This window comes from Glutamicibacter sp. PAEs-4 (assembly GCF_051161755.1).
Taxonomy (GTDB): domain Bacteria; phylum Actinomycetota; class Actinomycetes; order Actinomycetales; family Micrococcaceae; genus Glutamicibacter; species Glutamicibacter nicotianae.
This window is the reverse complement of the sequence record NZ_CP195017.1, coordinates 704,207-724,368: the sequence shown is the minus strand read 5'-3', so window position 1 is coordinate 724,368 and position 20,162 is coordinate 704,207. Positions and strand designations below refer to the sequence as shown.

The window sequence follows — 20,162 nt, the reverse complement described above, 5'->3', positions numbered from 1 at the left end:
CCTCGATTCTCTGCGAGGGAGTGCACCGATAGGCATCGTGCGGCAACACGAAGCACAGCACGCAAAAGCGCGTTCGGAACTGCTCCATCGTTCCTGGCAGTAGCACCTTTCGGTTTCCCGATGGTTGCTGCGACGTCAACGAGCCAGATCTCTTAGTCGCTCTTGATGGTTTGTTGTTCTTCCATGGTTGGGCATGGTTCCCAAAGCGTGCAAGCGCTATCGGGCCGCCGGCTTCATACAAGGTCGCTACGCTTCATATGTCGTCTAGTTGTCATGATGACGTGGTGGCTGACGCCACTTTATGACGCACAGAAATGGGAAGAACCCGGAGAATTTCGCGGTTTTTCCTGAAGTTTATGACGATGAAGCAGTGATCAATGACTGATAGTTACGCTGTTGGCGGCTCAGTCGAGCACTTCCACCCCGAAGCTGGCGACCACCGCGCGGACTTCTTGCAGGTAGCGCTGGGCCTGATCGGTGAGCGGGATCGCGGCGTGATCGATCCAGCCGATCTCGATGCGCTCGTCGATGTCCAGCGGGATAGCAACGATGGAGGGATCCAGCTCGTCGCTGATGATGCCGGTTGAGATCGTGTACCCGCCCAAACCGATCATCAGGTTGAAGATGGTGGCGCGGTCCGAGACCTGGATTTCGCGTTGGCTGGAGTGTGTGGAGAGCACTTCCTCGGCGAAGTAGAACGAGTTGTTCGCACCTTGGTCGAAGGTCAGCCGAGGCAGGTCTTCGAGGTCTTCGAGCGTGACTTTTGCACGGCTGGCCAGCGGGTTGCTGCGCGAAACGAAGATGTGCGGATCGGCGAGGAACAGCGGATGGAAGACCAACCGGGATTCGCGCAGCAGCTTGTCGATGACCTTCCGGTTGAAGTCGTTGCGGTAGAGGATCCCGATGTCGCTGCGCAGGGTGCGCACGTCCTCGATGATTTCCTCGGTGCGCGTTTCGCGGAGCGAAAACTGGTACTCCTCGGCCCCGCTGGCCTGGACCATCCGGACGAAGGCATCCACCGAAAAGGAGTAGTGCTGGGTGGAGACGCCCAGCAGTCGACGTGCGGAAGGCCGGCCGAGGTAGCGGTGCTCCAGCAGCTCCACTTGCTCCAGGACCTGCCGGGCGTAGCCAAGGAATTCTGCGCCTTCGGCGGTGAGCGTCACTCCCCTGGCCGAGCGCGCCAGCAAGGTGCGCCCCACCCGAGATTCAAGCTCCTTCATCGCCGCGGACATGCTGGGTTGCGCGACGTAAATCAAATCGGCGGCGGCCGAGATCGACCCCTCCGAGGCCACCGCCACAAAGTATCGAAGTTGCTGCAGTGTCAGACCACTCGTTCCCTGAACCATAGATTGAGTCTATATGAATTCATAGTTATATCGAGTTACCTGATATCAAGAATCGCCCTGCATGATTGACGCAACGACTTTCCCTCGGCCTGCCCAGGCCTCCCAAATACAGATTGGCCATCATGGCAGATGCATTAAATTTCAGCATTAGCACCACCAGATTCGACGAAAATTACTCTCCTTCGGCGAATTCTCGAACCACGACAAACTTCGCTAATTTGGCACGCGGCGAGCGCCGCGAAGAGAACCTTCGCAATGCCCTGACGATGATCAACCGACGGTTCAATTCCTTGGCCCACTGGGACAATCCCCAAGGTGACCGCTATGAGCTGGAGCTTGAAATCCTCTCCGCCAATGTGCATTTTTCTGCCGATAATACTGATCAGGAATTTCCACTTTTAGAAGTGCTTGAGACCACGATCGTGGATAAACTCACCGGCAATCGGTCGCAGGGCATGGTCGGCAATAATTTCTCTTCTTATGTCCGCGATTACGACTTCAGCGTGGTGCTCCCAGCATCGTGTAATGACAGCGGAGCTCCGGTGCTTCCAGAAGATTTTGGCGATCTCCACGGACAGCTCTTCCAACATTTCTTGAACTCACAGGCCTACCGTGAGCGTTTTACCCAGCTGCCGGTGGTCTGCATCAGCGTCTCGACTTCCAAGACCTATTTCCGCACCGGCAACAGCCATCCAGTGCTTGGTTTGGAATACCAGCAGGATGAAAATTCATTGACCGACGCGTACTTCGGAAAAATGGGCTTGAGCGTCCGTTACTTCATGCCGCCGGGCGCCGTTGCGCCACTGGCTTTTTACTTCCGCGGCGACCTGCTCAACGATTACACGAACCTTCAGCTGATCAGCCTCATCAGCACGATGGAGACATTCCAGAAGATCTACCGTCCGGAAATCTACAACGCCAATTCGGCTGCTCCTTCCGTGTACCACCCGAGCCTGGGTGCCGAAGACTTCTCCCCCACCCGTGTCTTTTATGACCGCGAAGAACGAACCCAACTGGGCAAGATCCAAGGCAAGTTCACCGAGGAGCATTTCATCATCCCGAATCGCCAACTGCTCGATCAGTGGTCTTCTTCCTACCCGGCTCCTGTCGCCTAAGAATCCGAAAGATAACTTATGACTTCCCCGCTTATCCCCACGTCAATTGTCGGCAGCCTACCCAAACCCTCATGGCTTGCCGAGCCTGAAAAGCTCTGGTCCCCATGGAAGCTTGAAGGCGAGCAATTGCGCGAAGGCCAGCAAGACGCCATGCGTGCTGCGGTCCTCGAACAGACCCAACGCGGCATCGACATCATTAGTGATGGCGAACAGACCCGTCAGCACTTTGTCACCACATTCATTGAGCACCTAAGCGGTGTCGACTTCGAAAAGCGTGAGACGGTGCGAATCCGCAACCGTTACGACGCGAGTGTACCTACCGTCGTTAGTGCTGTAGAACGTGAAAAGCCAGTTTTTGTCGAGGACGCAAAGGCCCTTCGTTCTTTCACTGACAAGCAGATCAAGTGGACGTTACCTGGCCCGATGACCATGGTGGACACTTTGTATGACGCTCACTACCAGAGCCGTGAAAAGCTCGCTTGGGAGTTTGCGACCATCCTGAACCAGGAAGCGAAAGAACTCGAAGCTGCTGGTGTGGATGTTATCCAGTTTGACGAGCCAGCCTTTAATGTCTTCTTTGATGAAGTTGCTGACTGGGGCATCGCAGCGCTGGAGCGTGCTTGCGAAGGTTTGAAGGCAGAAACCGTTGCACACATTTGCTTCGGTTACGGCATCAAGGCCAATAACGATTGGAAGGCCACTCTGGGCGCCCAGTGGCGCCATTATGAGAAGTCCTTCCCACTGCTGCAGGCTTCAACCATCGACACCGTTTCTTTGGAATCTCACCATTCCAACGTGCCGCTTGAAGTAGTTGAGATGGTTCGCGGCAAGAAGGTCATGCTCGGTGCTATCGACGTAGCCAATGTTGCCATAGAGACCCCACAAGAAGTCGCACAGACCTTACGTAAGGCGCTGGAATTTGTTGACGCAGACAAGCTCATTGCCAGCACTAACTGCGGCATGGCTCCATTCCCTCGCGATGTCTCGCTGGCAAAGCTCAGTGCTTTGAGCGCCGGAGCCGGGATCCTGCGCGAGGAGCTCGTCGGTGCCAGTGTCTAAAGTCTCGATAGACGCAACCGACTCCCTGCCCGCCGAAGACTTCAAAGCAGTCTTTCGTGGGCACCCGGGTGGGGTCAGTGTCATTACTGCCGATGCTGGCGAAGGCCCCGTGGCCCTCACTGCAACATCGGTTGCCTCGATTAGTGTTGATCCACCATTGCTGGTTTTCTCAGTTTCGGCTCTCTCTTCTGCCTCTGACGTACTCTCTCGTGCTCAGACGGTCGTTGTTCATTCCTTGGATGTGCATGACATTGAATTGGCAAAGTTGGGTGCTACCAGCGGGGTAGATCGTTTTGCTCAGGACCAGACATGGACTCGTTTGAGCACCGGAGAAACGCTCTTTGATAACGTGCGAGCTTGGGTACGGTGTGAGGTTGTGGAACGCATCCAGGCGGGGACCTCAACGGTCATCGTGGCTCGCGGACTGCAGTCACACATTGCACGCGACTCCCAACCGGGCGAGCTTGGTGACGCCTTGGTTTATCACAACCGTTCGTGGCACCACTTGAATGCCGACTCGCATCTGGGCCACTGATACACAAATAGCTGACGCTGGGAACCACCCGTTGGTGGTTCCCAGCGTCAGTTGCATTACGGGACCGCATGTCGGCTTAAGCTAGTTCGTAGAAGCCTTGCGTGAGCGCGCAATAAATACCACGCCGCCAATGGCTAGCAGTATCCCGACCCCAGCAGCCCAGAAACCATCAAAACCTGTGTTGGCCAGTGCAGGCACTGAGGCCTCAACATCCGCTTCGGGTTCAGTGGACTTGCTTGCCTTTTGCGCCTTGGTGACGATTGTCTTGCCGATTGAACCTGCGGGCTTGATTTCAGCGTCAGCAACGGGTTGTTCGCTTTCTGAAACGTCAGGTTCGTCCACAGTTTCGGAGCCACCAGTTGAACCGCCCGTCGTTTCCGGTGTAATCCCCAAGTACATTTCGAGGTAGTACGCACGTAGCTCAGGATCATCGGCAAAGACTTCTTCGAGGAAAGCTTGAAGATCAGCTGCATCTTCATCGGTTTCTATACTGTCAGCGATGATTGGCAACAGCTGCTCGATGAACTCAAGGCCAGCGTCACTGCGGAAGTACTCTTCCCACTGGGTATCATCCCATTCAAGACTGTCCTGTGGGAGGGTATCAAGGATTGAGTCCCAGAAGGCTTGCTCCTCCTCGGAGAGTTCAAAGTCATCCTCGACGGGGTCCTCTTCCTCTAGGAGTTCATTGAGCTGTCGAAAGTACTCTTCCCCAGCTTCGGTCTCGGCAAACACTTCCCATTGCTCGTCGCTCCAGTCTTCGGAACCTTCAGGTAAGAGGGCGTTGATTTCGTCCCAGCGGTCATCGCTGGAAACTAGACCAAAACTCTTTGATGATTGCTTCGGCGATTCGGGAAGTACGGTAGGCACACTCTTGAGTTCCGGATTAACGGATTCCGATTCCTCCTGCACCTGATCTGGCGCCGGTTCGGTTACTTCTGAGACTGGCTCGGACGCTGGGGCCTCATTTGAGTCCTCAACTTGAGCCTCACTGGCTTCGTCGGTGGCCTTGGCCGACTTGCTAACTTCAGCAGTGTGCTCAGATGCAGCGTCAGGGTCTGCCGAAGCAGCTGATTCCGTCACCGTAGGTTCTGATTCTTGGGCCGCGTAGGAATCGTCAGGAGCAGCCGAAGACTCACCTGGAAGGTTGCTTTCCTCGGATTCAATAACGTCCGCTACAGGAGACTGAGACACGACCGGTTCCGTCTGCGCGTCCGCTGACGTTGACGATTCCGCTGGAGTCGAGACGACCTCCTCCGAAATCACTTCTGCTTTTGCTGCCGGGCCGCTAATCACCAATCCCGTGATCAGTGCCGTCGACATTGCCACCGCGCTTAATTTAGTTTTCAATTTTCCTGCTTCAAAGAGTGCGAATCGGCACAAGAACCTCATAACAGAATAAATTAGCAATTATTGCTAAAGCCGTTCTGTCCCACGCCGAAGAATTGATGATTAGGCTAAATGTAGCTCATTACCCAATGGTTCACCAAGAAATTTTTTCACGTAAAACTCGTTTTCTGCGAGCCTAGTCAACCAAGGAATATTCGAGATCACCCTTGCCTCCTACTGTCGTCTAGCGACCCACTAGCAAGTCATCGACCACCGACTAAAACAACTGCTGGAATCCGAGGCTCAATAGGCGTCTTTCAAGGGTGAAATATCGACTTGTCCCGAAGTTCTGGCCCTCTCGCTCTGACCGACATTTCAACTTTGCCACTGGTCTTGATAAGAACTGATTGTCGGAATCTAGTTATCGCATTGGAAACTGGAAGGCGCGGCGTTGACCGAGGGCAAGCAAGTTGCCATACGTGCAGTAATGCTGGAGCAGTCCCTCCAGCACTTTGTCACCACGTTCATCGAGCACCTGAGCGGTGTCGACTTCGAAGAGCGCGAAACCGTGCGCATTCGCAACCGCTATGACGCCAGCGTTACCACCGTGGTCAGCGCCGTCGAACGTTCCAAGCCAGTCTTCGTTGAGGATGCGAAGTTCCTGCGATCCTGCACAGACCGCCAAATCAGGTGGCCCATTCCCGGCCCCATGACCATGGTTGATACCTTCTACGATGCGCACTACCGCAGCCGCGAAAAGCTGGTCTGGGAATTCGCGACCATCTTGACTCAGGAAGCTCGTGAGTTGTAAGCCGCCGGAGTGGAGGTCATCCAGTTCGATGAGCCTGCGTTCAACGTCTTCTTTGATGAAGTCGCGGACTGGGGCATCGCCGCTCTGGAGCGTGCTTGTGAAAGATTAAAGGCCGAACCGTAGTCCATATCTGCTTTGGCTATGGCATCAAGGCAAACAATGATTGGAAAGCTACTCTTGGCGCCCAGTGGCGCCACTACGAGAAGTCTTTCCCGTTGTTGCAGGTGTCCTCCATCGATACAGTTTCACTGGGGCCCCACCACTCGAATGTCCCGCTGGAGGTGGTCGAAATGGTCGGCGGCAAGCGCGTGATGCTCGGCGCGATCGGCGTGACCATTAACGCCGTGGAGCCTGCCGAAGAAGTAGCGCAGACTCTGCGCGACGCACTCGAATATGTTGATGCGGACAAGTTGAATGCCAGCACCAACTGCGGCATGGCACCATTCCGCCGGGCTATTGCTCTGGCCAAGCTCAGCGCGCTCAGCACAAGGGCTGGCATCCTGCGCGAGGAGCTTGTTGGTGCGCGCGTCTAAAGTGACGGAATCTTCGACGACTTCGTTGCCCGCAGATGATTTTTAAGCGATCGTCCGTGGGCATCCAGGCGGCCTTGAGATGATTACCGCGGATACAGGTGAAATTTCGGAGGAGGCCGTCGCGTGGGACGCTGAAACGGTTGAGAAAAACGGTTATGGATTTGTGCCTTGCTCTAGATGACTGACCTGAACATCGTCGCAAACACGGTCGACCCCGAGGGCATTCTAGGACCTTGGCACGAATCCTTGTAGGGGCATCCGAGTCGAATGAGGCGATTCCGGTAATTGAACGCCACTGCAACATGCCTGCGAGATTGCCACGGATGTCACGATTGGAGAACCGTCTTGCCGGCAACAGTCGCCAAATCGGCCATCGCCGAGGAGTTCCTCTGAACATCGATCGAGCTCTTCCACGCCATTCGTCTCATGTTCACTGATGAGATGCTCGACCGTCTTGCGGTGGCGCTGAGGCCCCAAGACGCTGGCGAAGAACCTGTAAGCCGCATCTCAAAGTCAGCCTAATTTCGGGGCATAACTGTCTTGGAACGGATTCTGCGGCCAGCGAACAAGTGTCCGTCATGAATGTACAACTGTCGCTTGATCTATCCAGCGAGCTAGAAGGCTAAATGCTGCCAACTGCTCCAGGGCCAATTGTTCTTGCCCTCCAGGATCAGTTGGAGGCTGGTGCATACCAGGATTGCGTATGGATGAGTAGAGGCCTTCAGCGAATGCCCGGGCGCCACGGTGCAAATTCTGGTAGGTCTTACCGCCATCGTCTTCTGCGATGCGGAGTCTTGGTGCGCCTTCCTTGGGCTCGGCCAGCGAAAATACCTCATTGAAAAGCGCAGTCTCAGAGATGTCCATACGTCCTAGCTTCGCCTGAGTTTCGGCGTTGATCCTGATGGCGGCTTGCATCACTGCTTGATGGTAGTGGCCCGTGTTCCAATACGATCGACCGCTCTCCCAAGCCCAGGGATGGAGATTAGCAGCGGCCATGTCCGGGGCATTGTCTCCCAATTTTTCAGCTAATTCGTCTTGCCGCGTGAGGGCAGCTCTGACTCTGGATGCTTGGTCACGAAGCCATGTGTACTCTTTGTCCTTCGTAGGGCGTTCATTCGCCCACCCCGGCAGTGCGCGATCGAGAATCTGTTCAATAACGTGCGCCCGCTGTGCTGCGTCAGTTTTGGGGCCAACCATCACCGTACCGAGATAAACGGCTCCTGGACCCAAGTTTGGGGTCACTCGTGCAGTGACTTTCAGGAACGCATCGATTTCGGCGACTGCCCACTGAGTGTCCAATCTCGTCATAAGCTAATTAATACCGCCTTCTTGGAGAATCTTGAAGTTTCAATCCAGAACTTTTTTACCGACTTCAAATTATTAGCGTATTTCGCCGGTCGCATTGGCTAGCATTTCGAACATGAATACATAGTCGATTGCGCTCATCATCTCATCGCTGTGCTTGGTCATGGCCGCACTTTCAACAGGCTGGCAGATCGCGCAATATCTGCTGTCAGCGGGCCGTCCCAAGACAACACTTCTACACGGGCTAGTAACTTCTGCAAGTGAAATTCTCCGAGAACAAGTCACCGGAGTCTACATGTCGGCACAGTTAGGCCCAAGGAAGTCGATCAAAATTCGACGAACGATTCATGCTTAAGCCTCCGCATTCCCGAAGCCGCCTCAGCCATTTGACGAATATCTGTCATCGTGAAAATTCCTCCAACGTTGAACCGAAACCTAGATTCTTCGATCACAATTGACATAAGCGATGGAACCTACATTTAGGGACGTTTCCTCCACGAACGATAATTACTACAACCGCTCCCCGCCGTATAGATGACCAAAAGATCTGCACCCCTAATTGTCGACGGCGCGATATAGGCTTGAGCCATGGGGTTTTTAGATGACAAAAATAATCTTTGGAATCAGGATCATTGGTCGGAAATGACCAAACCGATCTGGAAACAAACAAACATCAATTCAATCATTGACGTGATGGGGGCGAGCGCCGCTTTATCCGCTTCGCGGCTCGGGAGCCTTGATCACATGGCTCAAGCGTTAGCCTCATCGCAAGGCACCTGGGGAGCCGTGTCCGAAATCCACAAGCAATTGGATATGTCGGGCATCAGTGGAGCACTTTCAAACATGTCGTCGGTCCTGGATTCAATCTATGGACCTAAGTCTTCTTTACTGGACGGATTAGGCAGCTTGGCTGTGCAAGGGCAAACGATTAGCTCTGGCTTAGGGGCGAACACGGCATTATTCGATGCAGCAAAGAGCCTGACTCAAACATTCGCCTTGTCGGAGAGCGTCGTTTCGACACTCGGACAGTCTCTTGCTTCTCAGGCTTCCGGACTGAAAGGGCTGGCGAACTCGCTCGATAGTGCACCGCTATGGGGAGGCGTCGATTCTTGGGTCACGCGTTTCGGTGCTGGAATGCCCGGCAGCGAGTTTGCAGTTAGCGGCCTGTTGCCAAGCGATCTGGACCCTTCCTTGCTAACGGACGAGCTATTAGAAAGTGCGCAGGCATTCGAAGATGCATACGGTGGAACGGAAGTTGAAGAGGACGCAAATGAATTCCTGAATAGTCATGCTGACATTGCAGCGCAGGTCCACAACTCAGAAGTCCTACTAACTCTCACCCTGAAACAACGAAAAGCCGTAGCCGGACTTTTTAGTGTCTCTGTGTATTTGGCTTTCGTCAGCATGGCCGTTTACGGATACGTGAACCACCCTGGACTAGTGCAGATACTTTCCCTCTGTGGCTTCGCCGCTACTGGTTGGGTCCCTTTAAGCAGTCCAGCAGCTATGCGATAGCTAACTGATTCTCTCTAACCCACTCATCCCAAAACCGGGACGGCGTCAACCCATCCAAAGACCCATGGGGACGCTCATGATTGTAAATGTCTTTCCATTCATCAGCCAAATACTTCGCTTCCACCATAGTGTCCATAATTTCCCCGGAAAGCTGTTCACGCCGGAACTGCGCATTGAACGACTCGATAAAACCGTTCTGCCAAGGTGAGCCCGGATCGATAAACGCAGTGGACACCCCCACAGTGTTGCACCAATCCACCAGCGCGTCAGCAGTGAACTCAGGCCCGTTATCACACCGCACAAACGTTGGCTGGATCCCAGTTTCAGCAATGATGTCCTCCAAAACAGCCACCACATCAGCAGCTTTAAAAGACCTGCGGGGAATGATCGCCAAAGCGGTCCGCGTGTACTCATCAATGACATTGAAGAACCGGATATGACGGCCACAAGAAGTGACATCCGACTGGAAATCAAAGCTCAGTACATGCATCGGGTACTCGGCGGTCAACCGCTTCTGTTCCCCAGCGTCTGGGCCGGTGCGCCGCTTCTTTCGACGCTTGGGCTTACAGACCAAGCCTTCTTCTCGCCATAATCGTCGGATGCGCTTGCTGTTCAAGACAGTGTCATTCCATCGTTCGGTGGCCAGCAAGTGCCAGCGGGCTTTGCGCCACCCCCACGTTGGATGCTTAGACGCGACAGCCCTCAAGTCGGCTCGTAGCTGCGCTTCGTCAAAGCTCATCGGTGTTTTTTTCTTACGTAGTGCCGAGCGGTTCTGGCCCAGAACGTGGCAAGCGAAGCGTTCGGACGCCCCGAATTTTTCCATCGCCATCCGTACAGCACGGCGGCGTGGTTCGGGGCTTAGAATTTTCCCTTGGCAACCTCAGTAAGGATGTCGTTGGCGAGCATCTGATCAGCGAGCAGCTTCTTGAGGCGCGCGTTTTCCTTCTCTAGCTCCTTGGTACGTTTGCTGGCTTCAGCGTTTTTCTCGGACCCGTACTGGTTGATCCAGCGGTACCAAGTAGCTTCGGTGATCTGAAGTTCCTTGATGACCTCGATCATCGGGTGTCCGTCGTTGAGCATCTTTTGTCCTTGACGGACTTTAGCGATGACCTGGTCTGGTGTGTGTCTGCGTGCCATTGTTTCTGTGATTCCTCCTGTGTCCATTGTCGGACACGAGTACTCGCATAGTCACTGGACTACTTTCCGGGGACCCAACCACTACTCCTACACCCATTATCAAGACATCGTACAAGTACTCAAAGATCGTATTGGACAAGTATCTGACTCATCCAGACGAAGACTAACGTTCCAGTACCAAAAGCTGGACTAACGGATTCGCAAAAACGCCAGGCAACTAGACTTCGCGCTAAAGGATTCACCCTCAATGAAATTGCTCGTCAACTAGAAGTCAGCTACGGTTCGATTCAACGATTCATTGCTTCCAGATCCCAGCATTAAATCAGCAGCAATGCACCAGATAAAAACATCAGAACTGGTATCTCCTGAATCAGAAATTGCAGCAATAATTGATTCGTGGAGGATGCAGGCATAATGGCTGCCTCCTTTTCCCGATGAGCAAATGCATGGCAGTCGATGTCAGGAATCTAGGTTAGATAGTTTGTAATCCATCGCGAAATCAATCATCTATTTAGTGCATGAAATTACAAGTATAGTAAGAGTGACATCTGCTTCTTCGGAACATTATTCAGTTAATAACTTGGTCCTAGTTTTCAACAATTCTACTAAGCAGATCCAAAAAGCTTCTCTGCATCGTCATAGCTCCCAACAATCTTTTTATTACGACGCAGTAGCTCCAACTTGCCCTTGGAGTCGCGGTCAGTCCAGTAGACACCGTTGAGTCGAATGATTGAACCGTCTCCACTTAACAACTCCAAGATACCCGTGCCATAGTGTATTGGGCTTTCCTTTCTTCGATCGAGCTGAGACGTGTTGCAATAGATGAACCGCAAGTTCCACTCTTCGTTGTTTATAGCCATCTGCGCAACCACTGAGATGGATTTCGACTCCTTAGACATGAGTAATACGGAGACTTTGCTGCTTGTCTGCCTGATCACAAAATACACAGTCTGCGGATCTGGCTTAGTACCGGTATTCGGATCTACCCAGAGTGACTCCAGGCGAGCCTCCCACGTGCCGTGTATATTTCTGTGAATACGTGGAATCTTCTGGACGAGCGACCATTTCCATATCCACTTATCCCATACGAAAAATGCAAGTGTTAGAACCATGACTGCTAATGAGAAAAAACTTAATAGACTGGCGTTAGGGGAGCCGGTTGTAAGCCATGATCCAACTAGAAAAACCGCTAGAACTATCGCAACAATAATGCGAAGAACTATAGAATTAATCACTCTTCAAACTCCATGTAATTCCACGCCGCCAATGAAAAATCATGTATTTGCTGCGGAGTCCATTTTTGGTTGGGGTGGAATAGAAATTTTATACCGTTAGTCTCAACCCAGCGATCATCACTTGCCTCAGCTTTAAGGGTGTGTTTGTAAATTCTTGCCAAGCAACCTCTCATAACCGACCGCCAGGTTGTTCGAGTGAGGAATTCTTCAGGACAGTTGAATATCAAACACTCTAAAACAAACGATGGAACCGCATTGCAGAGCCCTTTTTCAACAAGCCTGTTCTCCAGACGCTTGAGAATACGCACGGCCTTCTTGTAGCGATAGTCAGTGCGGTTGTTTTTCGCGATGCCTTTCTCGTACTGTTGCTTCGGGTAGTTTTCAACAGACGAACCATCTCTCTTAAATACCTTAGTTCCTTGCGCAAACGAACCATCAGAATAGTAAAGTTTGAACACAAACGACGGAACGACATCTGCGTGAACACGCGACGAACTGGCATCAATCTCGAAAGCAGTCTTTCCCTCCGAAACCGAACCGGGAAACTTCTTTTGCAGCGCCAATGCGACTTCAGAACGTAGCTTTTCAGGAGTCCATATACCGCTATACGGTGTCCCACCTTTATAGCCAGGATTTGCGGTATCTTGATTCCGCCAGTAAATAACATCGCTGCACTCGACAACAATGTCTACATCGCTGTCCGCGCGAACGTTGGTATTATTGGCATACGACCCTTTGGCATAGATAGAGAAACTACTTCTATACCCATCAAATCCTTCGTGATCTCTAATAGCCTCGCGAATCATTCGCTCAGTACGAACTTGCTTATCTTGTTCCGTAGAGCTTGAAGGCGCAGTCCATTTCACAAGCTGTTCTTCTGTCGCCATTCCAAAATTCCTTTCGCTTCCTCACAATCCTCAATGGTTAGTTTCTAGTTCTCCCAATAAGGCCGAAGAACCTCTCAAAGAACACCGTCAGCTTCTCAATCACACGACGCTTCTTCTCACCATGATTGGTCACCATCGAGAACCGAGACACCGGCGGAAGAATCTTCGTCACCTCAGTACCCGTCGTACGCAACACGCCATCTGAAAACGCCAAGTCCACATAACCTAGCGTCTGTTCGCGTTTCAGGTTCTCCTCCTGGATAATCTGTTCCAGCTCACGATCGCGCTGCTCCGCGACGTACTTCTGCCATTCGTCCTGTACCGAAGCGTCCACAGACAATGAATCCACGAAGTTCTCGATCAGATCCTTCTTATTGCGCAGGGAAGGGCTGGAATCAATCGCACGCGAAATACCCGCACGCAGCTCCTTATCGTCCCCGTCGCCATGCTCTTCACGGTGCTTCTGAACCAGCATCAAAATATAGTCAACATTGATCTCAACCTGCTTGATCAGCTCAATCTCAAAAACCAGATCATCAGTGATCTTTTCCTTATCACTTTCAGTGCGCTTCCTGCGCTCATTCCACAGATCCAGATACACCGACTGGTAATCCTGGCCCTGGCGATCAGTCAGAATCTCATTGCCAGCAAACTGATCATATTCAAGGAGAATATTCTTCAGCTGCAAAATAGATCCATACAGCTTAATGAACTCATTCTGCGCCGCTTCGCTCTCAATCACCTGGTTAGGAGCGAACTTCTCCAGCAGCTCAGAAACCTGCTGCGCATACTTCTCATAGTGCTCACGATAAGGGCCCATCACCACAATGCCCTGAGCATCCTTATTGCCAAACAGGGCAATAGCTTCCTTAGTGGCATCCTCCAGGTTGCGGAAGTTCACGATATTGCCGTGCGGCTTCACCGAGTTCAAAATACGGTTCGTACGCGAATACGCCTGAATCAGTCCATGAGACTTCAGATTCTTATCCACCCACAACGTGTTCAAGGTAGTCGCATCAAAACCAGTCAGGAACATGTTCACCACAATGACCAAATCCAAATCACGGTTCTTCAGCCTCATTGCAAGGTCTTTGTAGTAGTTCTCAAAGCCCTGCGAACTCGTATCATGGTTGGACCTGAACATCTTGTTGTAGTCAGCAATTGCAGACTCCAAGAATGAACGATCATCACCAGACATCTGCTGAGTCTCGAACTCTTCCTCCTCCAGAATCCCATCCTCAAGATCAGGATTCGGAGCAAACGAGAAGATCGTCGCAATCTTCAACTGCTGATCAGGCAGCAAGTCAGCTTGCTGGCGTTTGAACTCGTTGTAATACGCCTTCGCCGCCTTAATCGACGCGGTAGCGAATAGGGAATTGAAGCCACGAAGACGCTTCTCCCCCAACGAATACCCTTCGGTACGCTTCGTCTTCTGATCGAAATGCTTCAGGATGTAGTCGGTCACCATCGACACACGCTGCGGCGCTAGCAAAGCATTCTCGGTATCAATCGACGAAACTTTCTTATCCGCAACCCCGCTGGCAACTTTCACTGTATTGATGTAGTCGATACGGAAAGGAAGCACGTTCTTGTCAGTGATCGCGTCCTTGATCGTGTAGGTATGCAGCTTCTCGCCGAACGCCTGCTCCGTGGTGCGAAGCGTAGGCTTGCCGCTGCTGCTTGAGTTCTCCGAGAAGATCGGCGTACCCGTAAACCCAAAGAGGTTATAGCGCTTAAAAGCTTTCGTGATCGCCGTGTGCATGTCCCCGAACTGGGAACGATGACACTCATCAAAGATCAGCACAACGTGGCCAGAATAGATCTCATGACCCTTGTTCTTGGCAATAAACGTGGACAACTTCTGAATCGTCGTAACGATAATGCGCGCCGAAGGATCCTGGATCTGCAGCGCCAACATCGCCGTGGACTTATTCGTATTGACCGAACCTTTTTCAAAGCGGTTGTACTCCTTGATCGTTTGGTAATCCAAGTCCTTACGATCAACCACGAAGAGAACCTTGTCCACGCTCTCCATACGCGAAGCCAGCTGCGCGGTCTTGAAACTCGTCAGCGTCTTGCCCGAACCGGTTGTATGCCAGACATACCCACCAGCATCCAATGAACCGAGAGTCTTATAGTTCGTGGATATCAAGATCTTCTGCAAGATCTTCTCCGTCGCCACAATCTGATACGGACGCATCACCAACAGCAGACGGTCATCCGTCAACACGCAGTAACGAGTGAGAATGTTCAGCAGCGTGTGCTTCGCGAAGAACGTCTTACCAAACGCCGCCAGATCAAGGATCGGCTTGTTTTCACCATCAGCCCACCACGACGTAAACTCAAAACTATTCGACGTCTTCGACTTCTTCTTAGCATTCGAAGCACTCTCGACGTGCTGCAGCCTGGTGGTATTTGAGTAGTACTTCGTCTGCGTACCATTACTGATCACAAACAACTGCACGTACTCAAACAGGCCAGAGCCAGCCCAGAAACTATCACGCTGATACCGGTCAATCTGATTGAACGCCTCACGGATCGGCACGCCACGACGCTTCAACTCCACATGCACCATCGGCAAGCCATTAACCAGGATGGTCACGTCATAACGGTTCGAGAAGCTCGCGCCGCCCTCGCCCTTATCCACCGCGTACTGGTTGATCACCTGCAAACGGTTGTTATGGATATTCTTCTTATCCAACAAGGTGATGTTCTTCGTTGAACCATCATCGCGAGTCAGCAGCTGGACGTGGTCTTCCTGGACGCGGATCGTCTTCTCTTTGATCCCATCACCAGATGATGCAATACGCTGCTTGAAGAACTGCTCCCACTCCTGATCACTAAACTCATACTTGTTCAGTACTTCCAGCTGGATACGCAGGTTGGCAATCAGTTCAGCTTCAGAAGTCAGTGCGACATACTCGTATGCCTGTCCTTGAAGCAGGCGAATGAACTCAGCTTCCAGCGCTGCCTCGGACTGGTACGAAGATTCTTTTGCAGGATCGGCATCGTAAACCGAGACAACGGTGCTTTCGTTGCTGATCGCTATCGGATCATATTTGCGTGCTCGTGGTTCAATCATCTTTCTGCCTCCTCCGCTTGTTGTTCGTTCCATTGATTCCGTAGCAAGTCCAACGGTGGGCCGAACTTATTGCCGACCTTCCAAGTCGTCCAGCCGTTAGAGGATTGTAGCTCTAAAGCTTTAGCGGCTGCGGTGCTTGGGGATTTGTAGGAAACGCCACGCACGATGATCTCTCCGTCCGCAGTGACGCTACCTTCTGCTTCCTTGCCACCTTGGCTCAGGAATAGGGTCTGTCCTGCCTGAATCAGCCCGCTGGAAACCAAGTCAGCTACCGTCACAGTGCGCGAAGCGTTTGCGCTTGTATCTGGCACTGCTAGGCGCGGTTCATCTTCAACCTGTGTCTGAGGGTTGTTGCGGCTAACATCAAGACCAGCCAACCGCAGTGCACCCAAAATGCTCTTTACGAACGCGTCCAACGAAATCATCATGTGCTTTGGCAACGTCTCGTCACCGCTCGTCTGGCCTTCAACAACAGTGATCTGGTGAAGCGCATTCAGCTCTGCCGCAATACGGCCTTCCAGGTACCCGGTTTCAGCAGTATTGAAACCGGCGGTGGTATCGCGCTTCACAGCCAGCGCACGTCGCCAAGGCAGCTTTTCGTTGCTGTTGTGTTTCTGCAAGCGAGTACGAAGCCGGCGTGCTTGCCCAACGTATACACGATTAGACCCGTCCGATGTCATCAAGATATACACACCAGGTTCGTCCCAATCACTCGAAGGCAGAGACGCCCAGTGTAGGCGATCAAAATACGCCACTCGCAGCGCGTGCTCGACGAAGTCAGCAATAATCGGAGCTTCCGTATCCGATGGAATCTGCACATTTACCGGCGTCGTACTCATTGGTTGGCCTTCCATACGACGGGTGTGACCGTTTTAGACAAATAGAGTGGGTGTCGTGGTGCACCAGCTTTGGTGGTAGCGAGAGCCAACATCCGTTCTGCACCAGGAAGCCTCAAGACTTCTGCAACGCGACTCGGATGGGCATGCGCGCCCCATGCAGCAATAACCAATTCGCTTCGTGCCAAAAGGTCAATCAATACTTCATCGTTCATCTCACCACCAACAGGATCGTCAGCTCTAAAGAGGTCCCGTGGATCCGTTGCTCGAAAAGCATAGAGATTGCCGACTAACAACGATCCACATCCATAGCTCTTCGCAAAGTTTATGCACCGGCGAATCGTTGGATCATCCTGTCTTGCGTCGGCTGTCGAAGGATTCAACATTATGAAAGTGCATTCGGGGAGCGACGCATCCCACCTTCGCCCGAGCAAGTATCGGTATCGCCCATCGTTAGAAATTTCTGCCCAGCCTTCTACTGAACCAGCCAATTCATCCTGAGTCGTACTCATGATGTAGGCTCCAGCTCCTTGAAGGTGAGCAGCTTGTCGCGGAAGTACTCGTACTGCTGACGACGAGCGTTTAATTCGGCTGGCAGTCCGATCGTGAGATCGTTGACCAACACCTCAAACTTGTCTAGAACGGCAACGATCTTTTTCTGCTCTTCCAGTGGAGGGACTGGAACAGTTAAATTACGCACCATATCAGCATTTAAGTTTGAAACTGTCCCTCCATTGCCCGCCAATCTCTTAAGCTCCTTTTGGATTCCTGAAGAGCGCAACAAATGATAAAGAAAATCAGATACGAACGAATCTGAGAAGTCACTAATTGCCAGCCAACCGTCATGGATGCAACCAGTGATCTTTGAAATGTAAGGGCGGCCAAAACTCATTGAATTAGAAAGAATGAAATCACCGGGATTAATGAAACGAGACTTCTCGGCACCAGCGGTTGTAATTTTTTCCGTCGTATTAGTTACGAACTTTCCACCAGATGGCACGTCACCAATCTTGATCCAAGGAATTCCTGATTCAGAAGTCGTGAGGAATGAGCGGATAGGCCGTGGCGAAGCCCCGCGAACGATAGTTGCTACTTCACTCATTCGGAGCCACCTGAGCTCTCTCTCGGTGAACGTCAATAGAGAATCACGATAGAAAGAATACTGCTTCCGCCGGGCTTCCAGCTCCGCTTCCAGCTCCGCTTCCAGCTCCGCTTCCAATTGTGTGAACTTATCAAGAATATCCGCAATATGACGCTGAATTTCAAGTGGTGGAACAGGAATTCTATAGTTCATAATCGCAGGTTTATTACCACGCGGCATCTTAGCACCTTTAGCGTGCTGCATATTGTATGCAAAGAAAGCATCCGAGGACAGCAAATAGTACATAAAACATGGAGTAATTAACGCCTTAAATTCACTCAAGATTCTAATAGCAAGTACGTCTCCGCTACAGCCACCTTCTGAGTCAGCTAGCCATACTTTCTTCAAATATGGACGAATATTGCCAAGCAGTACATCGCCTGGTTCATACGCAGTCAATCGTGCGGTATTTGGTGGATAACTGGCATCGACTTTCCCGCCTTTATTAGCCACGAGATTATCCACGCCAACGAAATTGGTTTCGTCCAGATCGACCGAATCGACTCGTGACTTCGAATATTCTGCTACCGCCGACAATTCGTAGTGTCGAACACCCTCAGGGCAAAGCTCAGCAATCAGTTCATCAATTTTGCTCACTTGGAACCCTCCAGATCAGCAACAATCGCATCAATCGCACTGCGAAGCTCAGCCTGACGAGCCACAATCTGCTCAATCTCAGCATTCAGCTCAGTAATGTCAACAACTTCACGAGTATCCTCAGCCTCAACATACGAAGACACCGCAATGTTGTATGCGTTCTCCGCGATAGCACTGTTTTCAACGAGGGTCGCGAAATGTTCTACGTTCTTACGGTTCACGAACGCATCAAGCAAGGTCTGCTGGTTTTCAGGGGTCAGCTTGTTCTTGTTACCCCCACGGGCGAACTCTGCCGAACCATCAATAAAGAGCACATCATTGGTCTTCTTCGACTTCTTCAGCACAATAATGCAGGTCGCAATCGTGGTACCAAAGAACAAGTCAGCTGGAAGCTGGATCACCGCATCAACATAGTTATTGTCAATCAGGTACTTACGGATCTTGCCTTCAGCACCGCCACGGTACAGGACACCCGGGAACTCAACGATGGAAGCCGTACCGTTCGTTGCCAGCCAGTGCAGCATGTGCATCGTGAACGCAAGGTCAGCCTTCGACTTCGGGGCCAGCACACCAGCTGGAGCGAAACGAGGATCATTGATCAGAACAGGGTTAGCGTCGCCCTCCCACTTGATCGAATATGGAGGGTTGGAAACGATTGCTTCAAACGGCTCTTCATCCCAGTGCTGCGGCGCAGGATCAAGTAAGGTATCACCGAGTGCCAGGTCAAAGTTCTCATAGTTCACGTCATGCAGGAACATGTTGATACGTGCCAGGTTGTAGGTGGTCAGGTTGATCTCCTGGCCATAGAATCCACCCACGTTCTCTTTGCCAAGCACCTTGGCGAACTTCAGTAGCAGGGAACCTGAACCAGCAGCAGGGTCGTAGACCTTGTTTACGCGGGTCTTGCCAACCGTGGTGATCTTCGCCAGCAGTTCAGAGACTTCCTGCGGCGTGTAGTACTCACCACCGGACTTACCGGCGCTGGATGCGTACATCTGCATCAAGAACTCATACGCGTCGCCGAATAGGTCAATGCTGTTGTCTTGGAAGTCGTTGTTCAGTGGCAGGTCGCCTATAGCGTCAAGGAGCTTCACGAGCTTCGCGTTACGCTGTGCAACGGTGTTGCCGAGCTTTTTGCTGTTCACGTCTAGATCATCGAACAGGCCTTTGACATCGTCTTCACTGTTCGTGCCCTGCGCGGATCCTTCGATGTCCTTGAAGATGCCTTCAAGCGTCTCGTTCAGGTTCTCATCTGATCCTGCGCGCTTTCGCACATTGGCAAACAGTTCGGAAGGGCGGATGAAGAAGCCTTTTTCCTCCACGATGCCTTCGCGGGCGAACTCTGCTTCTTCGTCGCTCATCTGGGCGAAATCGAAGTCAGCCGAACCTGCGTCTTTCTCACCGGCGTTGATGTAGTTAGTAAGGTTCTCGGAAATGAACCGGTAGAACAACATGCCAAGAACGTAGGACTTGAAGTCCCAGCCATCCACCGAGCCACGCAGATCGTTGGCGACATTCCATATGGCCTTATGCAGCTCAGCTCGTTGTTGTTCTTTCACGGTATCCGCCATCTACTTTCTCCCGTGCCATCAGGGGCACCAACTAGCATTTGATTACTTGTAACGTTACCTCAGTAAATCCCCAGAATAGCGTTCGAGTGAGTGACCATCGGCTACTCAAAGCGTATTGGTCTGAAAATGCG

The 20,162-nt window shown here is 52.0% G+C and carries 15 protein-coding genes, 1 pseudogene and 1 riboswitch; of the genes and pseudogenes, 5 read left to right on the top strand and 11 right to left on the bottom strand.

Translation table 11 applies throughout. From position 1 onward, the window contains the following. Positions 1 to 81: 81 nt before the first annotated feature. Positions 82 to 172, bottom strand: a riboswitch (SAM riboswitch). Between the two features lie 232 nt (positions 173 to 404). Then, positions 405 to 1,346, bottom strand: a complete 942-nt coding sequence (locus ACR9WD_RS03430) for a LysR family transcriptional regulator (protein ID WP_434922723.1) — start codon at positions 1,344 to 1,346, stop codon at positions 405 to 407. Positions 1,347 to 1,468: 122 nt separating this feature from the next. Here ACR9WD_RS03430 and ACR9WD_RS03425 point away from each other — a divergent pair, with 122 nt between their 5' ends. Genes ACR9WD_RS03425 through ACR9WD_RS03415 form a run of 3 tightly spaced genes read left to right on the top strand, consistent with a single transcriptional unit; the run spans position 1,469 to position 4,055 of the window. Then, positions 1,469 to 2,461, top strand: coding sequence for a DUF1852 domain-containing protein (locus ACR9WD_RS03425; protein ID WP_434922722.1), 993 nt, complete (start codon positions 1,469 to 1,471; stop codon positions 2,459 to 2,461). 18 nt (positions 2,462 to 2,479) lie between these two features. Continuing rightward, on the top strand, positions 2,480 to 3,520 hold the full coding sequence (locus tag ACR9WD_RS03420) for a methionine synthase (protein WP_434922721.1): 1,041 nt from the start codon (positions 2,480 to 2,482) through the stop codon (positions 3,518 to 3,520). Continuing rightward, on the top strand, positions 3,513 to 4,055 hold the full coding sequence (locus ACR9WD_RS03415; protein ID WP_434922720.1) for a flavin reductase family protein: 543 nt from the start codon (positions 3,513 to 3,515) through the stop codon (positions 4,053 to 4,055). Before ACR9WD_RS03420 ends, ACR9WD_RS03415 begins: the two co-directional genes overlap by 8 nt. Before the next feature lie 81 nt (positions 4,056 to 4,136). Here ACR9WD_RS03415 and ACR9WD_RS03410 read toward each other — a convergent pair whose 3' ends face one another. Then, positions 4,137 to 5,402 carry a hypothetical protein gene (locus tag ACR9WD_RS03410; RefSeq protein WP_434922719.1) on the bottom strand — a complete coding sequence of 422 codons (1,266 nt, stop codon included), beginning with the start codon at positions 5,400 to 5,402 and terminating at the stop codon, positions 4,137 to 4,139. A 403-nt stretch (positions 5,403 to 5,805) separates the two neighbouring features. Between ACR9WD_RS03410 and ACR9WD_RS03405 the strand changes: the two are divergent. Continuing rightward, positions 5,806 to 6,725: pseudogene (locus ACR9WD_RS03405) on the top strand (methionine synthase); the annotation flags it as partial. Positions 6,726 to 7,301: 576 nt separating this feature from the next. Here the strand turns inward: ACR9WD_RS03405 and ACR9WD_RS03400 are convergent. Further along, positions 7,302 to 8,033, bottom strand: coding sequence for a TIGR02391 family protein (locus tag ACR9WD_RS03400; protein WP_434922718.1), 732 nt, complete (start codon positions 8,031 to 8,033; stop codon positions 7,302 to 7,304). Positions 8,034 to 8,618: 585 nt separating this feature from the next. On the opposite strand from ACR9WD_RS03400, the gene ACR9WD_RS03395 reads away from it, so the two are divergent. Further along, the gene (locus tag ACR9WD_RS03395; protein ID WP_434922717.1) at positions 8,619 to 9,545 is read left to right on the top strand and encodes a hypothetical protein; all 927 of its coding nucleotides are present in this window, start codon (positions 8,619 to 8,621) and stop codon (positions 9,543 to 9,545) included. Here ACR9WD_RS03395 and ACR9WD_RS03390 read toward each other — a convergent pair. The 8 genes from ACR9WD_RS03390 to ACR9WD_RS03355 all read right to left on the bottom strand — a co-directional run bounded on the left by ACR9WD_RS03390 (position 9,535) and on the right by ACR9WD_RS03355 (position 20,031). Next, positions 9,535 to 10,682 (bottom strand): IS3-like element ISAar3 family transposase gene (locus ACR9WD_RS03390; RefSeq protein WP_149597804.1). Its coding sequence is split into 2 segments (ribosomal slippage): positions 9,535 to 10,409 and positions 10,409 to 10,682, totalling 1,149 coding nucleotides; the frame shifts between segments, so codons are not numbered across the junction. The genes ACR9WD_RS03395 and ACR9WD_RS03390 overlap by 11 nt on opposite strands. 605 nt (positions 10,683 to 11,287) lie before the next feature. Beyond that, positions 11,288 to 11,917: a hypothetical protein gene (locus tag ACR9WD_RS03385; RefSeq protein ID WP_434922716.1), complete on the bottom strand. Its 630-nt coding sequence runs from the start codon at positions 11,915 to 11,917 to the stop codon at positions 11,288 to 11,290. Beyond that, the gene (locus tag ACR9WD_RS03380) at positions 11,914 to 12,804 is read right to left on the bottom strand and encodes a nucleotidyltransferase domain-containing protein (protein ID WP_434922715.1); all 891 of its coding nucleotides are present in this window, start codon (positions 12,802 to 12,804) and stop codon (positions 11,914 to 11,916) included. The genes ACR9WD_RS03385 and ACR9WD_RS03380 overlap by 4 nt, the downstream gene beginning before the upstream one ends. Positions 12,805 to 12,841: 37 nt before the next feature. Further along, a complete protein-coding gene (locus tag ACR9WD_RS03375) occupies positions 12,842 to 15,886 on the bottom strand; it encodes a type I restriction endonuclease subunit R (protein WP_434922714.1) in 3,045 nt (1,014 codons plus the stop codon). Beyond that, a complete protein-coding gene (locus tag ACR9WD_RS03370; RefSeq protein WP_434922713.1) occupies positions 15,883 to 16,725 on the bottom strand; it encodes a GIY-YIG nuclease family protein in 843 nt (280 codons plus the stop codon). The genes ACR9WD_RS03375 and ACR9WD_RS03370 overlap by 4 nt, the downstream gene beginning before the upstream one ends. Continuing rightward, a complete protein-coding gene (locus tag ACR9WD_RS03365; protein WP_434922712.1) occupies positions 16,722 to 17,234 on the bottom strand; it encodes a DUF1643 domain-containing protein in 513 nt (170 codons plus the stop codon). The genes ACR9WD_RS03370 and ACR9WD_RS03365 overlap by 4 nt, the downstream gene beginning before the upstream one ends. After that, positions 17,231 to 18,460: a restriction endonuclease subunit S gene (locus tag ACR9WD_RS03360; protein ID WP_434922711.1), complete on the bottom strand. Its 1,230-nt coding sequence runs from the start codon at positions 18,458 to 18,460 to the stop codon at positions 17,231 to 17,233. The genes ACR9WD_RS03365 and ACR9WD_RS03360 overlap by 4 nt, the downstream gene beginning before the upstream one ends. Beyond that, entirely contained in the window at positions 18,457 to 20,031 is a 1,575-nt protein-coding gene (locus ACR9WD_RS03355; RefSeq protein ID WP_434922710.1) for a type I restriction-modification system subunit M, read from the bottom strand. Before ACR9WD_RS03355 ends, ACR9WD_RS03360 begins: the two co-directional genes overlap by 4 nt. Positions 20,032 to 20,162: the final 131 nt, after the last annotated feature.

Bases quoted from the DNA above. Each gene is read 5' to 3' on its own strand.
- ACR9WD_RS03420 (WP_434922721.1), top strand. From the start codon at position 2,480: ATGACTTCCCCGCTTATCCCCACGTCAATTGTCGGCAGCCTACCCAAA.
- ACR9WD_RS03375 (WP_434922714.1), bottom strand. From the start codon at position 15,886: ATGATTGAACCACGAGCACGCAAATATGATCCGATAGCGATCAGCAAC.
- ACR9WD_RS03430 (WP_434922723.1), bottom strand. From the start codon at position 1,346: ATGGTTCAGGGAACGAGTGGTCTGACACTGCAGCAACTTCGATACTTT.
- ACR9WD_RS03370 (WP_434922713.1), bottom strand. From the start codon at position 16,725: ATGAGTACGACGCCGGTAAATGTGCAGATTCCATCGGATACGGAAGCT.
- ACR9WD_RS03395 (WP_434922717.1), top strand. From the start codon at position 8,619: ATGGGGTTTTTAGATGACAAAAATAATCTTTGGAATCAGGATCATTGG.
- ACR9WD_RS03380 (WP_434922715.1), bottom strand. From the start codon at position 12,804: ATGGCGACAGAAGAACAGCTTGTGAAATGGACTGCGCCTTCAAGCTCT.
- ACR9WD_RS03425 (WP_434922722.1), top strand. From the start codon at position 1,469: ATGGCAGATGCATTAAATTTCAGCATTAGCACCACCAGATTCGACGAA.
- ACR9WD_RS03400 (WP_434922718.1), bottom strand. From the start codon at position 8,033: ATGACGAGATTGGACACTCAGTGGGCAGTCGCCGAAATCGATGCGTTC.
- ACR9WD_RS03365 (WP_434922712.1), bottom strand. From the start codon at position 17,234: ATGAGTACGACTCAGGATGAATTGGCTGGTTCAGTAGAAGGCTGGGCA.
- ACR9WD_RS03355 (WP_434922710.1), bottom strand. From the start codon at position 20,031: ATGGCGGATACCGTGAAAGAACAACAACGAGCTGAGCTGCATAAGGCC.